At 67.3% G+C, this 20,498-nt stretch carries 18 protein-coding genes and 2 tRNA genes; 9 read left to right on the top strand and 11 right to left on the bottom strand.

What is annotated here, in order from left to right; translation table 11 throughout:
• Positions 1–8 precede the first annotated feature (8 nt).
• Genes ACMV_RS04305 through trpS form a run of 3 tightly spaced genes read left to right on the top strand, consistent with a single transcriptional unit; the run spans position 9 to position 3,130 of the window.
• Complete coding sequence (locus ACMV_RS04305; protein WP_013639666.1) at positions 9–497, top strand: CHAP domain-containing protein; 489 nt, start codon at positions 9–11, stop codon at positions 495–497.
• Positions 498–552: 55 nt separating this feature from the next.
• Positions 553–2,085 (top strand): murein biosynthesis integral membrane protein MurJ, encoded by a 1,533-nt coding sequence (gene murJ, locus ACMV_RS04300; RefSeq protein ID WP_013639665.1) that lies wholly within the window; start codon positions 553–555, stop codon positions 2,083–2,085.
• Between the two features lie 43 nt (positions 2,086–2,128).
• Positions 2,129–3,130, top strand: coding sequence for a tryptophan--tRNA ligase (gene trpS, locus ACMV_RS04295; RefSeq protein WP_011941932.1), 1,002 nt, complete (start codon positions 2,129–2,131; stop codon positions 3,128–3,130).
• Positions 3,131–3,189: 59 nt separating this feature from the next.
• Here the strand turns inward: trpS and pgmG are convergent, their stop codons facing one another.
• Together pgmG and galU are read right to left on the bottom strand one after the other, a co-directional pair.
• Positions 3,190–4,608, bottom strand: coding sequence for a phosphoglucomutase/phosphomannomutase PgmG (gene pgmG, locus ACMV_RS04290; protein WP_007421773.1), 1,419 nt, complete (start codon positions 4,606–4,608; stop codon positions 3,190–3,192).
• On the bottom strand, positions 4,601–5,500 hold the full coding sequence (gene galU / locus ACMV_RS04285; protein WP_035188603.1) for a UTP--glucose-1-phosphate uridylyltransferase GalU: 900 nt from the start codon (positions 5,498–5,500) through the stop codon (positions 4,601–4,603). The genes pgmG and galU overlap by 8 nt, the downstream gene beginning before the upstream one ends.
• A gap of 118 nt (positions 5,501–5,618) precedes the next feature.
• On the opposite strand from galU, the gene ACMV_RS04280 reads away from it, so the two are divergent.
• Positions 5,619–6,041: a MaoC family dehydratase gene (locus tag ACMV_RS04280; RefSeq protein ID WP_007421771.1), complete on the top strand. Its 423-nt coding sequence runs from the start codon at positions 5,619–5,621 to the stop codon at positions 6,039–6,041.
• Between the two features lie 7 nt (positions 6,042–6,048).
• Here the strand turns inward: ACMV_RS04280 and ACMV_RS04275 are convergent, their stop codons facing one another.
• From ACMV_RS04275 to ACMV_RS04255, 5 genes are all read right to left on the bottom strand, one after another.
• Complete coding sequence (locus tag ACMV_RS04275; RefSeq protein WP_011941934.1) at positions 6,049–6,951, bottom strand: alpha/beta fold hydrolase; 903 nt, start codon at positions 6,949–6,951, stop codon at positions 6,049–6,051.
• Between the two features lie 89 nt (positions 6,952–7,040).
• Entirely contained in the window at positions 7,041–7,571 is a 531-nt protein-coding gene (gene nusG, locus ACMV_RS04270) for a transcription termination/antitermination protein NusG (protein ID WP_007421769.1), read from the bottom strand.
• A gap of 9 nt (positions 7,572–7,580) precedes the next feature.
• Positions 7,581–7,751 (bottom strand): preprotein translocase subunit SecE, encoded by a 171-nt coding sequence (gene secE / locus ACMV_RS04265; RefSeq protein WP_307188570.1) that lies wholly within the window; start codon positions 7,749–7,751, stop codon positions 7,581–7,583.
• An 83-nt stretch (positions 7,752–7,834) separates the two neighbouring features.
• Positions 7,835–7,911 (bottom strand) — tRNA-Trp (locus ACMV_RS04260).
• A 232-nt stretch (positions 7,912–8,143) separates the two neighbouring features.
• Positions 8,144–8,317 carry a hypothetical protein gene (locus tag ACMV_RS04255; protein ID WP_154653528.1) on the bottom strand — a complete coding sequence of 58 codons (174 nt, stop codon included), beginning with the start codon at positions 8,315–8,317 and terminating at the stop codon, positions 8,144–8,146.
• Positions 8,318–8,658: 341 nt separating this feature from the next.
• Here ACMV_RS04255 and ACMV_RS21780 point away from each other — a divergent pair, with 341 nt between their 5' ends.
• On the top strand, positions 8,659–13,287 hold the full coding sequence (locus ACMV_RS21780; protein ID WP_269447782.1) for an autotransporter-associated beta strand repeat-containing protein: 4,629 nt from the start codon (positions 8,659–8,661) through the stop codon (positions 13,285–13,287).
• 82 nt (positions 13,288–13,369) lie between these two features.
• Here the strand turns inward: ACMV_RS21780 and ACMV_RS04245 are convergent.
• Positions 13,370–13,443, bottom strand: a tRNA-Gly gene (locus ACMV_RS04245).
• A 115-nt stretch (positions 13,444–13,558) separates the two neighbouring features.
• On the opposite strand from ACMV_RS04245, the gene ACMV_RS04240 reads away from it, so the two are divergent.
• From ACMV_RS04240 to recA, 3 genes are all read left to right on the top strand, one after another.
• Positions 13,559–15,202 carry an acyl-CoA dehydrogenase family protein gene (locus ACMV_RS04240; protein ID WP_013639662.1) on the top strand — a complete coding sequence of 548 codons (1,644 nt, stop codon included), beginning with the start codon at positions 13,559–13,561 and terminating at the stop codon, positions 15,200–15,202.
• Between the two features lie 14 nt (positions 15,203–15,216).
• Positions 15,217–16,242 (top strand): aldose epimerase family protein, encoded by a 1,026-nt coding sequence (locus tag ACMV_RS04235; protein WP_013639661.1) that lies wholly within the window; start codon positions 15,217–15,219, stop codon positions 16,240–16,242.
• Positions 16,243–16,398: 156 nt separating this feature from the next.
• Positions 16,399–17,430: a recombinase RecA gene (gene recA, locus ACMV_RS04230; protein WP_007423960.1), complete on the top strand. Its 1,032-nt coding sequence runs from the start codon at positions 16,399–16,401 to the stop codon at positions 17,428–17,430.
• 171 nt (positions 17,431–17,601) lie between these two features.
• Here recA and ACMV_RS22100 read toward each other — a convergent pair whose 3' ends face one another.
• The 3 genes from ACMV_RS22100 to ACMV_RS19655 form a co-directional block, all read right to left on the bottom strand.
• Positions 17,602–17,847: an Abi-alpha family protein gene (locus ACMV_RS22100; RefSeq protein WP_456236365.1), complete on the bottom strand. Its 246-nt coding sequence runs from the start codon at positions 17,845–17,847 to the stop codon at positions 17,602–17,604.
• A gap of 63 nt (positions 17,848–17,910) precedes the next feature.
• Entirely contained in the window at positions 17,911–18,927 is a 1,017-nt protein-coding gene (locus tag ACMV_RS04225; RefSeq protein WP_007421341.1) for an IS1595-like element ISAcr1 family transposase, read from the bottom strand.
• A gap of 14 nt (positions 18,928–18,941) precedes the next feature.
• Positions 18,942–19,448, bottom strand: coding sequence for an Abi-alpha family protein (locus tag ACMV_RS19655; protein ID WP_013639660.1), 507 nt, complete (start codon positions 19,446–19,448; stop codon positions 18,942–18,944).
• A gap of 374 nt (positions 19,449–19,822) precedes the next feature.
• Between ACMV_RS19655 and ACMV_RS04220 the strand changes: the two genes are divergently transcribed.
• Complete coding sequence (locus tag ACMV_RS04220; RefSeq protein WP_013639659.1) at positions 19,823–20,371, top strand: hypothetical protein; 549 nt, start codon at positions 19,823–19,825, stop codon at positions 20,369–20,371.
• Positions 20,372–20,498 lie beyond the last annotated feature (127 nt).

Genomic DNA, 20,498 nt, shown 5'->3' with positions numbered 1-20,498 from the left:
CTCTGCCCATGCGACTCGCCCTGCCCGCCCTCGCGGCGCCGCTGCTGCTCGCCGCCTGCGCCACCTCGCGCTTCGCCGGATACGGCACCCCGACCACGCTCACCTGCGTGCCCTATGCCCGCGCCGTCTCCGGCATCGAGCTCACCGGCGACGCCTGGCGCTGGTGGGACGAGGCCGATGGGCTCTACCCCCGCGCGCACCATCCCGTCCCCGGCGCCGTGCTGGTCTTCCGCCGCCACGGCGCGATGACCGCGGGCCATGTCGCCGTCGTCACCCGCGTGCTCGGCCCGCGCGAGATCCTCGTCACCCAGGCCAACTGGCTGCCCGGCCGCCTCCAGCGCGCCACCCCGGTGCTGGACGTCTCGCCCGCGAACGACTGGACCTCGGTGCGCGTCTGGTACGCGCCCGATCACGAGCCCGGCCGCACGATCTATCCCACCGACGGCTTCATCCTCCCCGCCCGCCCAAGGCTGGAAACCGTGCCCGCCACCCGCTAATGCTCTGCGCTCGTTCCGGCCGATCCGGCCGGGCGCCAACCGCCGAGGAGCGAGAATGCTGCGCAATGCGCTGACCGTGGGCGCCTGGACGATGGGCAGCCGGGTGCTCGGATTCGCGCGCGACATCCTGATCGCCGCCCTGCTCGGCGCCGGCCCGGCGGCGGACGCGTTCTTCGTGGCGCTGCGCCTGCCCAACCTGTTCCGCCGCCTGTTCGGCGAGGGCGCGTTCAGCGCCGCCTTCATCCCCGCCTATGCCGGCGCCCTCGCGCAGGAGGGCGAGGCCCCGGCCCGCCGCCTCGCCGAGGAGGTCACCGCGATCATGGCGGTGTTCCTCATGGCCCTCACCATCCTCGGCCTGCTGTTCATGCCCCTGGTGCTCGACGTCCTGGCCCCCGGCTTCCGCGCCGATCCGGCGAAATTCGCCCTCGCGGTCCGGCTCTCGCGCATCACCTTCCCCTATCTCTGGCTGATCTGCCTCTGCGCCCTGTTCTCCGGCGTGCTGAACGCGCGCGGCCATTTCGCCGCCGCCTCCGCGGCCCCCATCCTGTTCAATGTCTGCATCATCGCGACGCTGCTCATCCTGCACGCCGCCGGCCAGCGCGTGCCCGAGGCGCTGGCCTACGGCGTCGCCCTGTCGGGGATCGTGCAGTTCGTCCTGCTCGCCTGGGCGCTCGCCCGCGCCGGCTCGCCGCTGCGCCTGCGCGTCCCGCGCCTCACGCCGGGCGCGCGCACCGTGCTGCGCCGCCTCGGCCCCGGGCTGATCGGCGCCGGCGTCACCCAGCTCAACCTCACGGTCGACACCATCATCGCCTCGCTGCTGCCGACCGGCACCGTCTCGGTGCTGTACTACGCCGACCGGGTGAACCAGCTCCCCCTCGGCGTCATCGGCACCGCGGTCGGCACCGTGCTGCTGCCGAGTCTCTCGCGCCAGTTCCGCCGCAACGAGACCGATGCCGCCCGCGAATCGCTCAACCGCGCCATTGCCGTCTCGCTGCTGCTCACCCTGCCCGCCGCCGCCGCCCTGGCCGCGATCGGCCTGCCGGTGATGCGCACCCTCTTCGCCCACGGCGCCTTTTCCGACGCCGACGCCGCCCGCAGCGCCGCCGCCCTCGCCGTCTATGCCTTCGGCCTGCCCGCCTTCGTGCTGGTGAAGCTGTTCGCCCCCGGCTTCTTCGCCCGCGGCGACACCTCCACCCCGGTCAAGACCGGGCTCGCCGCGGTCGCGATCAACCTCGCCCTCAACCTCGCCCTGATGCACCCGCTGCAACAGGTCGGCATCGCGCTCTCGACCAGCCTCGCCGCCTGGTTCAACGCCCTCGCCCTCGCCCTCCTGCTCCGCCGCCGCGCCGATTTTGCGCCGGACCGCGCGCTCGCCCGCCGCATCCTCGCCATCGCGCTGGCGAGCGGGCTGATGGCCCTCGCCCTGCTCGCCCTGCGCCGCACCGCGCTGATGCATCTCGCCCCCGTCGCCAGCCTCGCCCTGCTGATCGCCGCCGGCCTCGCCGTCTTCGCGCTCGCCGGCATTCTCCTCGGCGCCATCCGCCCGGCCGAGCTGCGCCTGCTCCTGCGCCGCCCCAAACCCGCCTGAACGGCGCTTGACCGGGCCGCCGAAGCGCGCTGATACAGCGGCCATGGCACGCATATTTTCGGGCATCCAGCCCACCGGAATCGCGCATCTCGGCAATTATCTCGGCGCGATCCAGAACTGGGTCGCGCTGCAGGAGGGCAACGAGGGCATCTACTGCCTCGTCGACCTGCACGCGCTCACCGTCTGGGTCGAGCCCGAGGCGCTGCGCCAGCAGACGCGGGTGAACGCCGCCCTGCTCGTCGCCTGCGGCATCGACCCCGCCCGCAGCATCCTGTTCCACCAGTCGGCGGTGCACGCCCATGCGCGCCTCGCCTGGATCTTCAACTGCGTCGCCCGCTTCGGCTGGCTCAACCGCATGACCCAGTTCAAGGACAAGGCCGGCAAGGACCGCGAGGCCGTCTCCACCGGCCTGTTCGTCTATCCCAACCTGATGGCCGCCGACATCCTCGCCTATCACGCGACCGAGGTGCCCGTCGGCGAGGACCAGAGCCAGCATCTCGAACTCGCCAACGACATCGCGCAGAAATTCAACCACGATTACGGGGTGGAATTCTTCCCCGCCATCACCCCGCGCATCATCGGCGGCAGCGCCCGCATCATGAGCCTGCGCGACGGCACCAGGAAAATGTCGAAATCCGACACCTCGGACCAGAGCCGCATCAACCTCACCGACGATGCCGACGCCATCGCCCAGAAGATCCGCCGCGCGAGGACCGACCCGGAACCGCTGCCCGAGCGCCCGGCGCAGCTCGATTCCCGCCCCGAGGCCCGCAACCTCGTCGGCATCTACGCCGCCCTCGCCGGCATCACCGCCGAGGAGGTGCTGCGCCAGCACGCCGGCAGCGGATTCGGCCCGTTCAAGGAACGGCTGACCGAGCTTGCGGTGCAGAAACTCACCCCGATCGGCGCCGAGACCAAACGCCTCGCCGCCGATCCCGCCGAGATCGACCGCATGCTCCAGGCCGGCGCCGCCCGTGCGGCGGCCATCGCCGAGCCGATCGTCGCCGAAGCCGAGCGCCTCGTCGGCCTGCTGCCCGCGCGCTGAACCGAAAACGCCCCCGGTTCCGGCCGGGGGCGCATCGTCAATCTTTGAACTTCAGTGGCTTAATGCCCGGAATTCGCGCCGGAGAAATCCGGCGCGAGGCCCGAGGCCGCGAGCTGCGAGGCGAGGATCTGCTTCAGCCGCGCCAGCCCCTCGGCCGATCCCGCCTCCGCCCGCGCCACCAGCACGGCCTGGGTGTTCGAGGCCCGCAGCAGCCACCACCCGTCCTCGGTCGTCACCCGCACCCCGTCGGTCTCCGACACGGTGGCGCCATCCGCCCGCAGCCGCTCGGCCACCTCGGCCACCACCTCGAATTTCCGGTCCTCCGCGCAGTCGAAGCGCAGCTCCGGCGTGTTGATCACCTGCGGCAGGCTCTTGCGGAAGGCGGAAACGCTCTCGCCGCTCCGGTTCACCGCGTTCAGCACGCGGATCGCGGCATAGATCGCGTCGTCGAACCCGTACCACTTGTCGGCGAAGAAAATGTGGCCGGACATCTCGCCCGCCAGCGGCGCGCCGGTCTCCGCCATCTTCGACTTGATCAGCGAATGCCCGGTCTTCCACATCAGCGGCGTGCCGCCCGCGGCGGCGATCTGGTCGAACAGCACCTGGCTCGCCTTCACATCGGCGATGATCATCGCCCCCGGATGCGCCGCCAGCACGTCGCGCGCCAGCAGCACGAGGAACTGGTCGCCGAACAGGATCTCGCCGGTATCGTCGACGATGCCGATCCGGTCGGCGTCGCCGTCGAAGGCGATGCCGATATCCGCCCCCTGCTTCTTCACCGCGGCCACCAGCTGCTCGAGGTTCTTCGGCACCGTCGGGTCCGGATGATGCGCCGGGAACCGCCCGTCGATCTCGGCGTTCAGCACCATGTGCCGCCCCGGCAGCGCCTGCACCAGCCGCGCGACGATCTCGCCGGCGGCGCCATTGCCGGTATCCCACACCACGTTGAGCATCCGGTCGCCGCCTTCCCAGTCCTCCAGCAGCCGGGCCAGATAGGCGTCGCTGACATCCTTTTCCTCGACCGACCCCTCGCCTTCCGGCTCCACATTCCCCGCCGCCGCCAGCCGCCCGAGCTCCTGGATCTGCGCGCCGAAGAACGGCTTGCGCCCGAGCATCATCTTGAAGCCGTTGTAGTTCGAGGGGTTGTGGCTGCCGGTCACCATCACCGCGCCATCGGCCTCGGCGACGGTCGCCGCGTAATACAGCATCGGCGTCGGCCCGCAGCCGATATCGGTCACCTGCATGCCGCTGGCGACCAGTCCCGCGATCACCGCCCGCGCCATCGCCGGCGAGGAGAGCCGCCCGTCGCGGCCCACGATCACCCGGCTGCCGCCCTTGCGCGCGACCATCGAGCCGAAGGTTCGCCCGATCGCGAAGGCGTCCGTCTCGTGCAGCGTTTCGCCGACGATGCCGCGAATATCGTATTCGCGCAGCGTGCTGGCGGGGAATTGATGCGAGAAACCGGTCTTGTCATGCATCGGAATAAGCCTTCAGGAAGTGACGGATCGACGGCCCCAGGTCCGGACGCACCAGACCGAAGGCAATCTGCGCTTCCAGATAGCCCGCCTTGTCGCCGCAGTCGAACCGCCGCCCCTCGAATTTCAGCCCGTGGAACGGCGCCGCCCCGATCATCTTCGCCATCGCGTCGGTCAGCTGCACCTCGTTGCCGGCGCCGCGCTCCATCCGCGCCAGATGGCCGATCACCTCCGGCAGCAGCACGTAGCGCCCGATGATCGAGAGATTCGACGGCGCCTCCTCGCGTTTCGGCTTCTCGACCAGCCCCTTCACCTCCACGAGATTCCGCTCCGTCGCCCCGGTCTTGAGCACGCCGTAGCGGTGCACCTGCTCCATCGGCACCTCCTCGACGGCGACGACATTGCCCCCGGTCGCCCGGTAGGCGTCGGCGAGCTGGCCGAGGCAGGGGGTCTGGCTCAGCACCAGGTCGTCCGGCAGCAGGATGGCGAACGGATCGTCGCCGATGAAGGCCCGCGCGCACCAGATCGCGTGGCCAAGCCCGAGCGGCACCTGCTGGCGCACCGTCACGATCGAGCCCGGCTCCATCACCTCCTCGTGCAGCATGTCGAGCGCGTCCTGCTTGCCGCGCTCGGCCAGCGTCGCCTCCAGCTCGAAGGCGATGTCGAAATGGTCGATCAGCGCCGTCTTGCCGCGCCCGGTGACCATGCAGAACTGCTCGATCCCGGCCGCCCGCGCCTCGTCGATCGCGTACTGGATCAGCGGCTTGTCGACGACGGGCAACATCTCCTTGGGAATCGCCTTGGTGGCCGGGAGAAATCTCGTCCCCAGGCCGGCAACGGGAAGAACGGCTTTTTTCAATGGTTTGATCGGCAAAACAACCTCCCGGACTATCATAGGGCGCGGGATGCGCGGTATCGAATGGACGCCTTCCGGACCTTGTGGCAGGTGTGACGTCCAACTTCACTGCCACGGTGCGACGCGGCGGACAAGAACACGCGAGGAAGGCCAAAACATGGCGGAATTGGTGAAGCTCGGCCACAGTTTCGAGACCGATCACGTTTTTCATGAAAGTGCGTCCCGGGCTTTTGCCCTGCTGGTGGGCGACACCAACCCGATGCATCACGACGAGGCGAAGGCGAAAGCCTCGCGCTATGGTGGGCTGATCGTCAGCGGCACCGAGACCACGGCGCGGATGATGGGCCTCACCGCCGCGCATTTCGCCCGTCTCGGCCCGACCGTCGGCATGGAGTTCAGCTTCCGCTTCCGCCGCGCGGTGCCGATGGGCGCGCACGCCCGCATCCGCTGGGAGGTCACCGAGCTGGACTACAAGCCCGGCCTCGGCACCATCGCCATCTGCGCCGGCACCCTCACCCTGCTCGAATCGGGCGAGGTCGCGGTCGAGGGCACCAGCAAGGGCGTCCTGCTCGAACGCTGAGCCGCGCTCACCCCGCCGGATGCTCCGGCACCGGCGCGCCGGTGAGCCAGGCCCGGATCATCGCGTTCACCGATTCGGGCGCCTCCTGCTGCACCCAGTGCGACACGTCCGGCAGGTAACGCAGCGTCAGGTCGTCCACCAGCGCCCCGGTCCCCTCGGTCAGCTCCCGGCCGAGCGCGACATCCCGCTCGCCCCAGATCATCAGCGTCGGCACCGCGAGCCGCTTCGCCGGCGCGAGCCCGCGGAACGGGTTGCGGAAATTCGCCCGGTACCAGTTGATCATCGCGGTCAGCGCGCCGGGGATCAGCGCGTTCTGCCGGTAGACCTCCAGCACCTCGTCGGGAAACCGGCTCTTGTCGATCGCGGCGCCGCGAAACGCCCGCGCGATCCAGGCGGCCCGGTTCGCCGCCAGCACCCGCTCCGGCCAGCGGGGGATCTGGAAACCGAAGATGTACCAGGAGCGCCGCAGCTGCTTCCAGGTCCTGAGCCCGCGCGCGAACAGGTACGGATGCGGCATGTTCATCACGATGAACCGCTCGACCGGCCGCACCCCGTTCAGCACGAACAGCCAGCCCAGCGCCCCGCCCCAGTCATGCGCGAGCAGCACCACCCCCTCGTCGATCCCGCGCGCCTTCGCCGCGTCGATCAGCCCGGCGACGTCGCGCAGCAGATGCGAGATGCGATAATTCTCCACCCCCTCCGGCCGCGAGGAGTGCCCGTACCCGCGCAGATCCGGCGCCCAGGCGGTGTAGCCAAGGCTCGCCAGCAGCGGCAGCTGGAACCGCCAGGAGAAGCGCGATTCCGGGAACCCGTGCAGGCAAAGCGCGAGCTTCTTCCCCGAACCCGCTGAATCCACGACAAATTCGAGCCCGTTCGCCGGAACCCTGATCGTCTCTGTCGCACCGTCCATGCCCGTCTCCCGGCTCCGTCCACCCGTTCAGCGATCGGCATCACCCGGCCGGATGATGCCCCGTCACCGGCAGGACGGAGGAGAAAGGTTCAGAGCTTCTCGACCTGCCCGTATTCGAGTTCGACCGGCGTCGACCGCCCGAAGATCGAGACCGAGACCTTCACCCGGCCCTTGTCCTCGTCGATATCCTCGATCACGCCGTTGAAACTGGTGAACGGCCCGTCGGCCACGCGCACCTGCTCGCCGATCTCGAAGACCACGGCGGGGCGGCGATGCTCGGTGCCTTCCTGCACCTGCTGCAGCATGCGCTGCGCCTCGGCCTCGGAAATCGGCGTCGGCTTGAGCTTGGTGCCGAGGAATCCGGTGACCTTCGGAATGTCGCGCACGAGGTGCCAGGCGTCGTCGGTCATTTCCATCTTCACCAGCACGTAGCCGGGGAAGAACTTGCGCTCGGCGTTGACCTTCTGGGCGCGGCGGATCTCCACGACCTCCTCGGCCGGGACCATCACCTGCTCGATCTGGTCCGCCAGCCCCTTCTGGGCCGCGGTTTCCATGATCTGGGTCGCGATCTTCTTCTCGAACCCGGAATACACATGCAGCACGTACCAGCGTTTTGCCATGACCCTACCTCAATTCCCGACGCCGAACAGCAGCCGCATGCCGAACCCGATCACCTGGTCCACCACCAGGAAGAAGACGATGGTCACCACGACCATCGCCAGCACCACACCGGTGGTCACCAGTGTCTCCTTGCGCGAAGGCCAGGTGGTCTTGGACGCTTCGCTGCGCACGTCGCGCAAGAACTTCGCCGGGTTGAACGCCAATGTCTGAGTGCTCCACGAAAAACAAGAATCGCTGCCGGCGCCGGCCCTCGGGTTCCGGCTGGCAGGGGTGGAGGGTCTCGAACCCCCAGCCTCCGGTTTTGGAGACCGGCGCTCTAGCCAATTGAGCTACACCCCTGCGGGCTCGGACTGCCCGCACACCGTGCGCGTCCATCCGCCTTCCACAACGACCCGGCCCCGCTGTCAAGAGCGCCACCCCGTCCGAAGGCCGCGCGCGTGGCCCGCACGGCCATTTCGGCAGCATCCATGCCCGTCCCCCGCACGAGGCATGCCGCTTCGGCAAGGAGCCGGGGCCAGTGTCCCGCCCCTGAAATTCGCGGGTGAATTTCAGGAACAAGCAGGCCGCCAAATCATTGATTTTCCAGCATCCACCCGTGCCCGCCGCGTCGGATCGCGGCCATGGTTCCCGGCGCTCGACAACTCCTCGCGAAGCCCCACCGATAAACGAAGCCGTCGATCAACCGCTTGTCGTCAGCGGGACAATCCAGCGCCAGACCTTCCCCGGCAACCATCGCGGCGGCCACGCCCGGCATCCCGGCAGCTCTGCGCGAGGCAAAAGACATGCCGGCGGCCTTCCGGCGCGCGGGCGAGCGCCTCGCTCATGACGGGCAGAGATTTCGTGCAGTCCGCATCGCCAGCTTCTGAAATCGCGGCGATCGCCATCAATCATGAATGACTCCGGAAATCCAGGATTTACTTGAGCGAATACGCACGAACCCGCCGGTGACTGTGGCCCGCCCCGTCTGAAATTGTTCAAATCAAGAATAATTTGATACAATCCGAAATATTTTATCAAAATAAATTAAATAATTATTAATTCATTATGTTGATTTAATATAATTCGTCCAGAAAAATGAGAATAAGCATGATTAAGTATACGGTCCACGCTTCTGGTCCATTGCGAGATTCTGCTGCAACAATATCATTTGTCCAAATCGCCCTCCGCGCGTTTTTTATAATATCCGTTTCACTTCTAACCCTTGCACCAGGATATGTTTGGGCAAACGGTGGAGATGGAGGGGGAGGAATCAATTCCGGCCTCGCAGCGACCCTCGGTCTCGCGCCCGCCGGCGCGGGGGGTACCGGCGGCGCGACAACTCCGACATCCGGTCAAGCCGCTGGAGTGCAAGGAAGTCAAAGCGCCGTCGGCGTGGTCACTAACGGTCTGGGCACGGGCGCCGGAGGCGGCGGGGGCGGCGGCGTCAATTTGTCCGATGGCATCGGCGGCGCCGGTGGAAATGGCGGAAACGGCAACCTTCTGCTGTCCATTCTCAGCACTTCTCCCGGCGGCACGGGCGGTAGCGGCGGTTCCGTTGGCAGCAATGCCACGCAGATCGACAACGCCGGCGCGGTTGCCGGCGGGGCGGGCAATGCCGGAACCGACGGAACCGGCACGCTCGATCTTCTCGAAGGCGGAGGCGGCGGCGGCGGCGGCGCCGGTGGGTCAGGCCTCGTTGTGACCGGGAGCGGAAGCTCCGGCAACTCGACGACCGGCACGATCACCGGAGGGGCCGGCGGTCATGGCGGCAGCGGCGATGCCGGCGGCAACTCGGGCGGTGGCGGCGGCGGTGGCGGGTCCGGTGGCGTGGGGCTGCTTCTCACGGGCGACGGCAGCTTCGACAATGCCGGGCAGCTTGCCGGCGGCACAGGCGGTTTCGGCGGCACCACCGATAATGGCGGCGGCGGCTCGGGGGGAGATGGCGGACTGGGAGCCGCCCTCACCAATGGGGGTAGTCTAATCAACTCCGGCAGTATTTCCGGTGGCAATGGCGGGATCGGCGGCGCCAGCACGGGCGGGAATGGTTCATTTGGCAATGGTGGCGCCGCAATCACCGGAACAAACCTCTCCATCATCAATAGCGGAACGATTTCAGGTGGTCTGTCCGGGAACGGCAGCACGCGCGCCGAAGCCATTCAGTTCACGGGCGGCACGAATTCTCTGGAGATCCGCACGGGTTCCAATATCATCGGCGATGTGAACGCCACAGCCGGAACCAACGCCCTTATCCTGGGCGGCACGGTGAACGACAGCTTCGATACGTCGACGATCGGATCTCAATATCTCGGCTTTTCCGCCTATCGGAAGACCGGCAACGGCACCTGGGCCCTGACGGGCTCCACCTCTGCGGTAACACCGTGGACAATCGATGCGGGCACGTTATCCATCTCGGCGGCAGGCAGCCTGGGCGCGGCGGGCAGCAGCCTCACCTTCAACGGCGGAACTCTTCAGTTTTCCAACACTTTCGATCTTGCGAGCGGAAACGCCATCGTGCTCGCGGCCGGTGGCGGATCCATCGACACGAATACCTTCGACACGAGCATATCGCAGCCGGTCTCCGGAACCGGAAACCTCATGGTCTATGGCCTCGGCCAGCTGACTCTTGCTGGAGCCAACACATACTCGGGCACGACAACGATCGGCAACGCAACCACCCTGAACCTTGGCCCTGGTGGCGCAATTGCCGATTCATCCGGCGTCGTTGACAATGGCGCCTTCGATATTTCAGCCACCAGCCATGGTGCATCCGTTACCGGTCTCACCTGGACCGGCACCGTATACCTCGGCAACCAGACCCTGACCCTGACCAGTGCAAGCGGCACCTTCGCCGGGAACATCTCCGGAAGGGGAGGCCTTGTCCTGACAGGCGGCACCGAAACCCTCGCCGGGACCAGCACCTATGCCGGCAATACCAGCATCACGGCGGGCACGCTGGCCCTGGCCGGCGCCAGCTCCATCGCCAGCTCTTCCAGCCTCATCGATAACGGCAGGTTCGACATCTCCGGCGCATCGGGCAATGAGACCATTGCCGCTCTGACCGGCTCCGGCGCTGGCGCCGTCACCCTCGGCGCCAACAACCTGATCATCAGCAACGGGAGCGGCACCTTCGCCGGAACCATCGCAGGCGCCGGCGGGCTTCAACTTGCCGGCGGCACGACAACCCTCGCCGGAACCAGCACCTATGCCGGCAATACCAGCATCACGGCGGGCACGCTGGCCCTCGCCGGCGCCAGCTCCATCGCCAGCTCTTCCAGCCTCATCGATGACGGCATGTTCGACATCTCCGGCGCATCGGGCAATGAAACCATTGCCGCCCTGACCGGCTCCGGCGCCGGCACCGTCGCCCTCGGCGCCAACAACCTGATCATCAGCAACGGCAGCGGCACCTTCGCCGGAACCATCGCAGGCACCGGCGGGCTTCAACTTGCCGGCGGCACGACAACCCTCGCCGGAACCAGCACCTACACCGGCAATACCAGCATCACGGCGGGCACGCTGGCCCTGGCCGGCGCCAGCTCCATCGCCAGCTCTTCCAGCCTCATCGATGACGGCAGGTTCGATATCTCCGGCGCATCGGGCAATGAAACCATTGCCGCCCTGACCGGCTCCGGCGCCGGCACCGTCGCGCTCGGCGCCAACAACCTGATCATCAGCAACGGGAGCGGCACCTTCGCCGGCACCATCGCAGGCGCCGGCGGGCTTCAACTTGCCGGCGGCACGACAACCCTCGCCGGAACCAGCACCTATGCCGGCAATACCAGCATCACGGCGGGCACGCTGGCCCTGGCCGGCGCCAGCTCCATCGCCAGCTCTTCCAGCCTCATCGATGACGGCACGTTCGATATCTCCGGCGCATCGGGCAATGAAACCATTGCCGCCCTAACCGGCTCCGGCGCCGGCACCGTCGCGCTCGGCGCCAACAACCTGATCATCAGCAACGGGAGCGGCACCTTCGCCGGCCCCATCGCAGGCACCGGCGGGCTTCAACTTGCCGGCGGCACGACAACCCTCGCCGGAACCAGCACCTACACCGGCAATACCAGCATCACGGGCGGTACCCTGCTGGTGTCGAATGATTCGGCCCTCGGCGCAGCAGGCGGCAATCTCTTGCTGAGTAGCGGCGGCACGCTCGGTGCCATGTCGCCGTTCAGCACGGCGCGCCTGATTGATGTCGCCAAGACCGGTGGCAGCCTTGCCGGCCCGGCCGGAACCTCTCTCGACCCGACCACCGCCAATGCCCTGACCTTGACCGGAACGCTCAACCTCGCCGGAACCCTCACCACCAGAGGCACGGTGATTGACAACGCCACGAGCCAGACGAACACGGGAACCGGCAGCGCGCCCGTTGTCACTGTCGCGAATGGTCTTTTCGAGGTCGGAGACAGCATCCATGGCAGCACCGTTCTGCACGCCATGGTCACCGTCGATGCCAGCGCCATTCTGCGCGGTCACGGCACCATCGCCGGCGATGTCGCGAACAATGGCGGCATTGTCGCCCCTGGCGGCACCATCGGCGTCATGACCGTCACGGGCAACTACGCTCAGAACCCTGCCAGCACGCTCTCGATCGAGATCACCCCCAACGATCAGGCGCCCGGCATCAGCTACAGCCAGCTCGCCGTGACGGGCTCCGTCCAGCTCGCCGGCGGCCTCGCCGTCAATGCCGATTCCGGCATCTACCGCCCCGGCTCGCGCTACGACATCGTCCATTCCGGCGGCGGTGTCTCGGGACAATTCTCAACCGTCGCCTACAATTCCGCGCTCGCCAGCTATCTCTTGCCGCAGGTCCAGTACACCGCCGACAATGTCTATCTCAGCCTGAACGTCGGCCCTCTCGCCTTTTCCTCGGGCAGCGGCGTCGCCGGCAATGCCTACATCATCAATCAGGACATCCTGGACACGACGGATGCGGTCCTCGCCTCGCGGAAAGGCTTCTGGCTTCACGGATTGGGCAGCTTCGGCCAGGCCAATGACGGGAATATCACCGACGGGGGCGCCATCATCGGCTATGGAGCCCGGATCCGGCCCGGCTTCCTTCTCGGCGTCGCTGTCGCCGGCACCGCCAGCAGCAGCAACACCGCCTACCAGCAGATCTCAAACCGCCAGATCAGCCTCTCCGACTACGGGATCTATCGGCACGGTCCATGGCGGATCGCGTTGACGCTGGGCCTCGGCCATCTCGGCGTGAATTCCCGCCGCAGCCTCGTGCCGAGCGGTCTGGTTGCAACGGGAACCGGCCATGGATGGTTTCTGGGTTCCGGCATCAACGCCAGTTACACCGATCATATTGACCGCGGCTTCATCACGCCTTTCGTTGCCGCACGCTATCTGCACGTGTCCCAGGAAGGTTTCGCTGAACATGGCGCCGGCTTGCTCGATCTTGCCTATGGTCGGCAAGGCAACGATCTCGGTGCGATCGGCGCGGGCGCCAGAGCCGGGTACCAGATCAGGACCTTCGGGCTCGATCTTGAGCCCTGGATCGAGGTCGGCGGCACGTCCTATCTCGGCAACCGCCTGCTCGCTTCCACCGAGACTCTCGGCACCGAGATCATGCCGGTGAGCGCGCAAGCGGCGCCAAGCGCAACCCTCGACACCGGGCTCGGACTGACCCTCCGCACCCAGCACGGCTGGAAAGGCCGGCTCGTCTATATCAGCCGCAGAGGCGACAACACCTCCCTGAATGCATTCAATTTCACGGCAACCTGCAATTGGTAGCGACAGGAACTGCCGCCCGCAGAGCGGGGCGTGGCGGCAAGCTGGCCGGCGACGATCGGCCAGAAAAACCCTGCAAAATCGATGGAGCGGGTGACGGGAATCGAACCCGCACAGCCAGCTTGGAAGGCTGGAACTCTACCATTGAGCTACACCCGCAACGCCACAGGGTATAAGCGCAGCGCGCGCCGCCATCAATAGAGCCGGGCGGGACAATGCCGGGCGGGACAATGCCGGGCGAGACAAGCCGCGCCCGCGCGGCTATGCTGCCGCCATGCCCGTCACGCACGAGGTTTTCAACCAGGCCGGCGAACCGCCGGCGCACGACGCCTTCACCGGCGATGCCGCCCTTCTCGAGGCGGTTTCCGCCTTCGGCGCCGGCTGGGCCGCCCCCCATCTCGCCGCGGTCGGCGCCCGAATCGGCTCGCCCGAACTGCGCGCCCTGGCGCGGGAGGCGAATCGCAACCCGCCCGAACTCGCCGCCTTCGACCGCTTCGGCCACCGCATCGACGAGGTCGCCTTCCACCCCGCCTGGCACCGCCTGATGGGCATGATCCGCGCCGACCGCTTCCACAGCCTGGCCTGGACCGAACCCCGCCCCGGCGCCCATGTCGCCCGCGCCGCCGTGGCCTATCTCTGGGGCCAGGGCGAGCCCGGCGTCTGCTGCCCCGCGGCGATGACCTTCGCCGCCACCGCCGCCCTCGCCCACGCGCCCGACCTGCTCGCCCGCTTCCGCGACCGGATTCTCGCGCCCGGCTACGACCCGCGCCCGCTGCCGCCGGCGGAAAAACCGGCCCTCGGCGTCGCGATGGCGATGACCGAGAAACAGGGCGGCTCGGATCTGCGCCAGACCCGCACCACCGCGACCCGCGCGGGCGATTCGTGGCGCCTGACCGGCCACAAATGGTTCTTCTCGGTCCCCACCAGCGACCTCTTCCTCACCCTCGCCCGCACCGGCGAGACGATCTCCTGCTTCCTCGCCCAGGGCTGGCGCGACGACGGCAGCCGCAACGCGGTGCGCATCCAGCGCCTGAAGGACAAGCTCGGCAACCGCTCCAACGCCTCCTCCGAGGTCGAGTTCGACGGGCTGGAGGCGGTCATGGTCGGCGCCGAGGGCCGCGGCATCGCCACCATCATCGAGATGGCGCATCTCACCCGCCTCGAATGCGCGCTCGGCGCCGCCGCGCTGATGCGCCAGGCCACCTCCCTCGCGCTCCACCACGCCGCCCATCGCCGCGCCTTCCAGCGCGCCCTGATCGACCAGCCGCTGATGCGCGCCGTCCTCGCCGACATGGCGCTGGAGGCCGAGGCGGCGCTCTGGCTCGCCCTGCGCGCCGCCGCCGCGACCGATGCCGCCGCCCGTAACCCGGCCGAAGCCGCCCTCGCCCGGATCATCGTCCCGGTCGCGAAATACTGGACCTGCAAGCGCGCCCCCGCCCTGCTCGCCGAGGCGCTGGAATGCCACGGCGGCAACGGCTTCGTCGAGGAACACCCGATCGCCCGGCTCTACCGCGAGGCGCCGCTGAACGGCGTCTGGGAAGGGGCGGGCAACGTCATCTGCCTCGACGTGCTGCGCGCGCTGACCCGCACGCCCGAGGCCGCCGCCGCCCTCGCCGCCGAACTCGCCCCCGCCCGCGGCGCGGACACCGCGCTCGATGCGCTGATCGCCGGCGTCGAGGCGATGCTCGAACGCCCCGAATCGGCCGAGCCCGTCGCCCGCCGCCTCGTCGAGCATCTCGCCCTCGCCCTCTCGGCCGCGCTGCTGCTCCGCCACGCCCCCGCCGCCGTCGCCGAACGCTTCATCGCCGCGCGCATCGTCCACCCCGCGCTGGCCTTCGGCGCCGCCGGCGCCACCGGCGGCGACGCCGATCTCCTCGCCCGCGCCGCCGTCATCCCGGACGCCTGCCCAAACGCCTGAAGGACCGACCGCCCATGCCCGAACCCGTCATCGCCCCCTACGGCACCACGCGCGCCGGCGCGAAGGTGCGGCGGATCACCCTCGCGAACGCGGCCGGCATGTCGGTCAGCCTGCTCGACTATGGCGGCATCGTCGACGAACTCCTCGCCCCCGACCGCCGCGGCCGCCTCGCCAATGTCGTGCTGAGCTGCCCCACCCTCGCCGACTACGAGACGAAAAGCCCCTATTTCGGCGCGCTCGTCGGCCGCTACGCCAACCGCATCGCCGGCGCCGCCTTCACCCTCGACGGCGTCCGCCACACCCTGCCGGCCAACGAGGGCGCCAACACCCTGCATGGCGGCCCGGCCGACGGCCCCGCGCCCAATTTCAGCCACCGCGTGTGGGACATCGTCGCCGCCACCGGCAGCGCCCTCACCCTCCGCCTGCACAGTCCGGACGGCGAGAACGGCTTCCCCGGCGACCTCACCGTCTACGTCACCTACACGCTGACGCCGGACAACACGCTCCGCCTCGACTATGCCGCCCGCGTCGCCGGCCGCGCCACGGTGCTCAACCTGACCAACCACGCCTATTTCAACCTCGCCGGCGGCGGCACGGCGCTCGACCACGAAATCGCCGTCGCCGCCGCGCGCTACCTCGCGCCCGATGCGGCGAACATCCCGACCGGCGCCATCGCCCCCGTCGCCGGCACCTGGCTCGACCTCACCCGCCAGCAGCGAATCGGCCCCGCCCGCGCCGGCCTCGACCACTGCTTCGTGCTCGACAAGCCCGAAGGCGTCATCGGCCCCGCCGCCCTCCTGCGCGACCCCGCCTCCGGCCGCGTCCTCGCCGTCGAGACCACCGAGCCCGCCGTGCAGGTCTACGCCGCCGGCAAGCTCGACCTGCCGCCCTACGGCCCCGGCGACGGAATCGCCCTCGAAACCCAGCATTTCCCCGATTCGCCGAACCGCCCCGCCTTTCCCTCCACCAGGCTCGACCCCGGCGAGGCCTTCCGTTCCAGCACCGTCTGGCGCTTCACCACCGACCAGACGAGAACATGACGAGAACAAATGGTTAATAAATTCTTACCAAACGTGTTGCCGATATGTTCTCTTCATGCAAAACTCATCCTCGACGGGCAACCCGGCGCCCGCTAGACTAATTTCGCGCTCCGGTTGCATCACGCCGGCCCGCCCAACACGCTTCAGGAGTTACCGATGGAAAAGAACAAGGCACTCGACGCCGCCCTGGCCCAGATCGAGCGCGCCTTCGGCAAGGGCTCGATCATGCGCATGGGCTCGCGCAGCGAATCCGAGGCGATCGACGTCATTTCCACCGGCTCGCTCGGGCTCGACCTCGCCCTCGGCATCGGCGGCCTGCCCCGCGGCCGCGTGATCGAGATCTACGGCCCCGAATCCTCGGGCAAGACCACCCTCGCCCTGCACGCCGTGGCCGAGGCGCAGAAGCGCGGCGGCACCTGCGCCTTCGTCGACGCCGAGCACGCGCTCGACCCGATCTACGCCCGCAAGCTCGGCGTCGATGTCGACAACCTGCTGATCTCCCAGCCCGACACCGGCGAACAGGCGCTCGAAATCGCCGACACCCTGGTCCGCTCCGGCGCGATCGACGTCCTCGTGGTCGACTCCGTCGCCGCCCTCGTCCCCCGCGCCGAGCTCGAGGGCGAGATGGGCGACAGCCATGTCGGCCTGCACGCCCGCCTGATGAGCCAGGCGCTGCGCAAGCTCACCGGCTCGATCTCGCGCTCGAAGACCCTGGTGATCTTCCTCAACCAGATCCGCCTCAAGATCGGCGTCATGTTCGGCAACCCCGAAACCACCACCGGCGGCAACGCGCTGAAATTCTACGCCTCCATCCGCATGGACATCCGCCGCATCGGCTCGATCAAGGACCGCGAGGAAGTCACCGGCAACCAGACCCGCGTGAAGGTGGTCAAGAACAAGCTCGCCCCGCCCTTCCGCCAGGTCGAGTTCGACATCATGTACGGCGAGGGCATCTCCAAGGTCGGCGAACTGCTCGATCTCGGGGTGAAGGCCGGCATCGTCGAGAAATCCGGCGCCTGGTTCTCCTGCGACAGCCAGCGCATCGGCCAGGGCCGCGAGAACGCGAAACAGTTCCTCCGCGACAACCCCGACGTCGCCGCCTCCATCGAACAACGCATCCGCGCCCAGGCCAACCTCGTCGAAGCCGCCATGATCACCGACGAAACCGAAACCGAAGCCGCCGATTAATTTGCTCCTGCCCCGGCGGCGCCCCCAGCGCCGCCGCCCCCACTCGATCGACCTCACCGGAATAATGGCTATGGGGGGGGAAACCGGACTGGCGGGTTTGGGCGGAGAGTATCTAATAAGGAATATTATCACATATAGACGCGCCGAAGTGTGCGTGAAGCCGAACACGCTTTACGAAAAGTCGTTTGTGGCCTCTCCCGCGGTGCAGGCATGAATGAAGCGCTGCCCGAAATCGGTTAACATATATTGAGAGCGAACCCTGACACCAACTTGCTCTCGCGGTTCATTGCCAAAAATTGGCTCCTGATTCCCCTGTTGAAAAATCCCCGCTAGTCCGAGTTGATGTAGGTGGTTCATGTAGAATTGCACGTTTTCAGGGTAGGTCAGTCCGGTTCTTGGGAGCTCATCAACTTCCACTCTGCTCGCACCCGTAAATAGATTCAGCTTTCGGTCGTAGTCCCTTGCTTGCCTATCCGGTTGTTACCCACACCCACTAAATGTAGGGTGTGTCCATTCCCCGGAATAAAGCTCGTCAAAGGTTGGTGCGGCTGCCCTACCCGCGATTCCGAGCAGCGAGCGGAACGCGTTGAAGGGATAGAGGCGCCGGTTGAACCGAAACGTGAATTCATTGAGGTAGGCTTGTAGATGTTTGGCGCTGACCCCGTGATGGATGCCGTTGATCCAGGTCTTCAGGTTGGTAAAGACCAAGTGGACGATCGGCAGGAATTCTTCTGCCACCTCCGGGTCGCCGCATTCGGCGATTGCATGGTGGTCGAACCCGCGCCTTCCGAGACCGGCATAGCCGCTCCAGTCGTCGGTAACGATCAGCGATCCGGGAGCAACGGCGTTTTCGACGAATCCGCAGAGCGAATTGGCGCTACGGTCGGGGACAACAGCGAGACGAACGCGTCCCGCGTAGCGACCGTCTTTCCGATTGTCGAGCTTGGTTCCCGGTTTCCGGTGGCGCACCTCCACGGCACAGGCGACGAGAACCTTGTGATGGACACCCCGTCCATCGCCTCGGGTTCGTCCTCCAACCCACGTTTCATCCACTTCGACGTGTTCTTGCGGCGTGTCGCCAATCTTGTCGCGCTCGGGGCGCACCATCCCGGCGCGCAGCTTATGAAGGATGCCGAAGGCGGTCTCGTAGCGCGACAGGCCGAGTTGCCGCTGAAATTGGACGGCCGACATTCCGGGCGTCTGGCTGGCGATCAAGTAAGCCGCCCAGAACCAAGTCGACAGCGGCGTGTGACTGCGTTCCATAACGGTCCCAGCCATCAGGCTTACGTCTTTGCGACAGGCCCGGCAGCGCAGAACGCCCGGGCGCGCCTCGAAACGGAACGGCTCGCCAACGACGCCGCACCTTGGGCAGGCGAACCCTCCATTCCAGCGGGCGCTTTCGAGATAGGCGGCACAGGCCGCGTCGTTCGGGAAAATACGCTGGAATTCCGGCAGAGACTGCGGGAACGGCAGGTCTTCACGGGCCAGGACATCCATGCCCAACACTAGATCTAGTAGGTATGGGAGTCAACCGGATAGGCAAGGTCCCTTGTATGAACATAATCGAACCTGCGACCTTTGAGGTTCGATAGTATTTTTGCTTCATCACTGGAAATCTGTCTGATTATGATCGGGTAAGATGGGTGCGCCTCGTGCGCACGGTCACTATCTACTGACCGACTAAGCAGCTCCGAAAACAGTTCGTCGATGGGCGTCCCTTCTGGCTCGTAGCGAATACCCTCGACGATTGGGCCGAGAATCTGAGGAGCAGGGGCAATTCTCTTTTCCTCGGGCACCCGCCGCACTGCCCGATCAACAAACTGTCGGAATCGGTCTTGGTATGCGGCGAGAAGTTGAACGGGTGCCAAAGCTAAGTGCAAAACCTTTGCCAGATCGGTCAGAATTTCTCCTGTTTGCTGTGCAGCCGAGAGCGTTGCGTCCCTGATCGGAAGTTGACGGATAAGCTCCTTTGCTATCTCCGTACCTAGGTCGTTTCCCGACGAGCTATTTTCGGTCAATTTTCGCTCCTTTGCAACAAATCTGGGAATCGTCACGATTTCGACAATATAGCAGTGAGCTAGCATAGCAGTGAGCTAGCTCCTTCAACGTCTCCCCTCAGCACGGCGCTGCCTCGCTTCTGCTTACTGCTGTTGCTGGTGAACGCAGGGGTGCGCTCCATACTTTGTACTCGCGCCTTAGCCCGGCAAGCACAGAGTGGGTGCGCGCGGCGATTACCATCCTACGAATGGCAGCTTTCGGCGCTGACCTCATGACGTCCTAGCGTCCGACAAGGGTCGCAAGCCACCACCACCCCCTGATCCTCCTATGCCGCCGCCCCCACCGGCGCAAAAATCCTTGCCCACCCCCGCCCGTCCGTGTTCCTGTTCCGTTCATGGACCTCGCCGCCCGCTTCCGCGCCATCATCGACGGTTTCTGCCAGGCCGTCGCCGTGCGCGGGGCGGCGCGAAATCTGGCGCCTGACACGCGCGCCCTTTTGCTCCTCCTCTGGACCCGCCTGCGCCGCGCTGCTGCCCGCTTCGCCGTCCTCGCCGCCGGCGCGCCGCCGCCCCGGCCGCGCGCGCCGAAACCCCGTCCCGCCCGGCCCCGCGCGCCCGACCTGCCCCGCCGCCGCGGCTGGGTTCTTGCTCCCATCCCCGAGGCCGCCGGCATCGCCGGCCGCCTCCGCGCCCTGCTGGAGGATCCGGCGACCATCGCCCTGATCGGGACCGACCCGCGCTTCGGCCGCATCCTCCGCCCGCTCTGCCGCACCCTCGGCCTGCGCCCGCCGCCCTGCCTGCGCCGCGCCCCGCCCGCGCCGAAACCGCGCCCCCCGCGCCGCCCCCGCGTTCGGCACCCGTTGGCCCCGGCAAACGACCCGCCCAACCGCCTCGAACGCGCCACCCCGCTCTGGCTCGCCCGCGCCCCGCCCGCCCGTGCCTGACCCCGCCGCGCCCCCCCGCCCGCCATCGCCCGATGCGCGGATGCCTGCCCCTGCCCGCCGCTCGGATGACATTGCCGCAACCCTGCGGTATGGCTCTGCGCACAACACGTTTCAGGGATCACGGGCC

The organism is Acidiphilium multivorum AIU301, from assembly GCF_000202835.1.
Taxonomy (GTDB): Bacteria; Pseudomonadota; Alphaproteobacteria; order Acetobacterales; family Acetobacteraceae; genus Acidiphilium; species Acidiphilium multivorum.
This window is presented reverse-complemented; position numbering and strand designations above follow the sequence as displayed.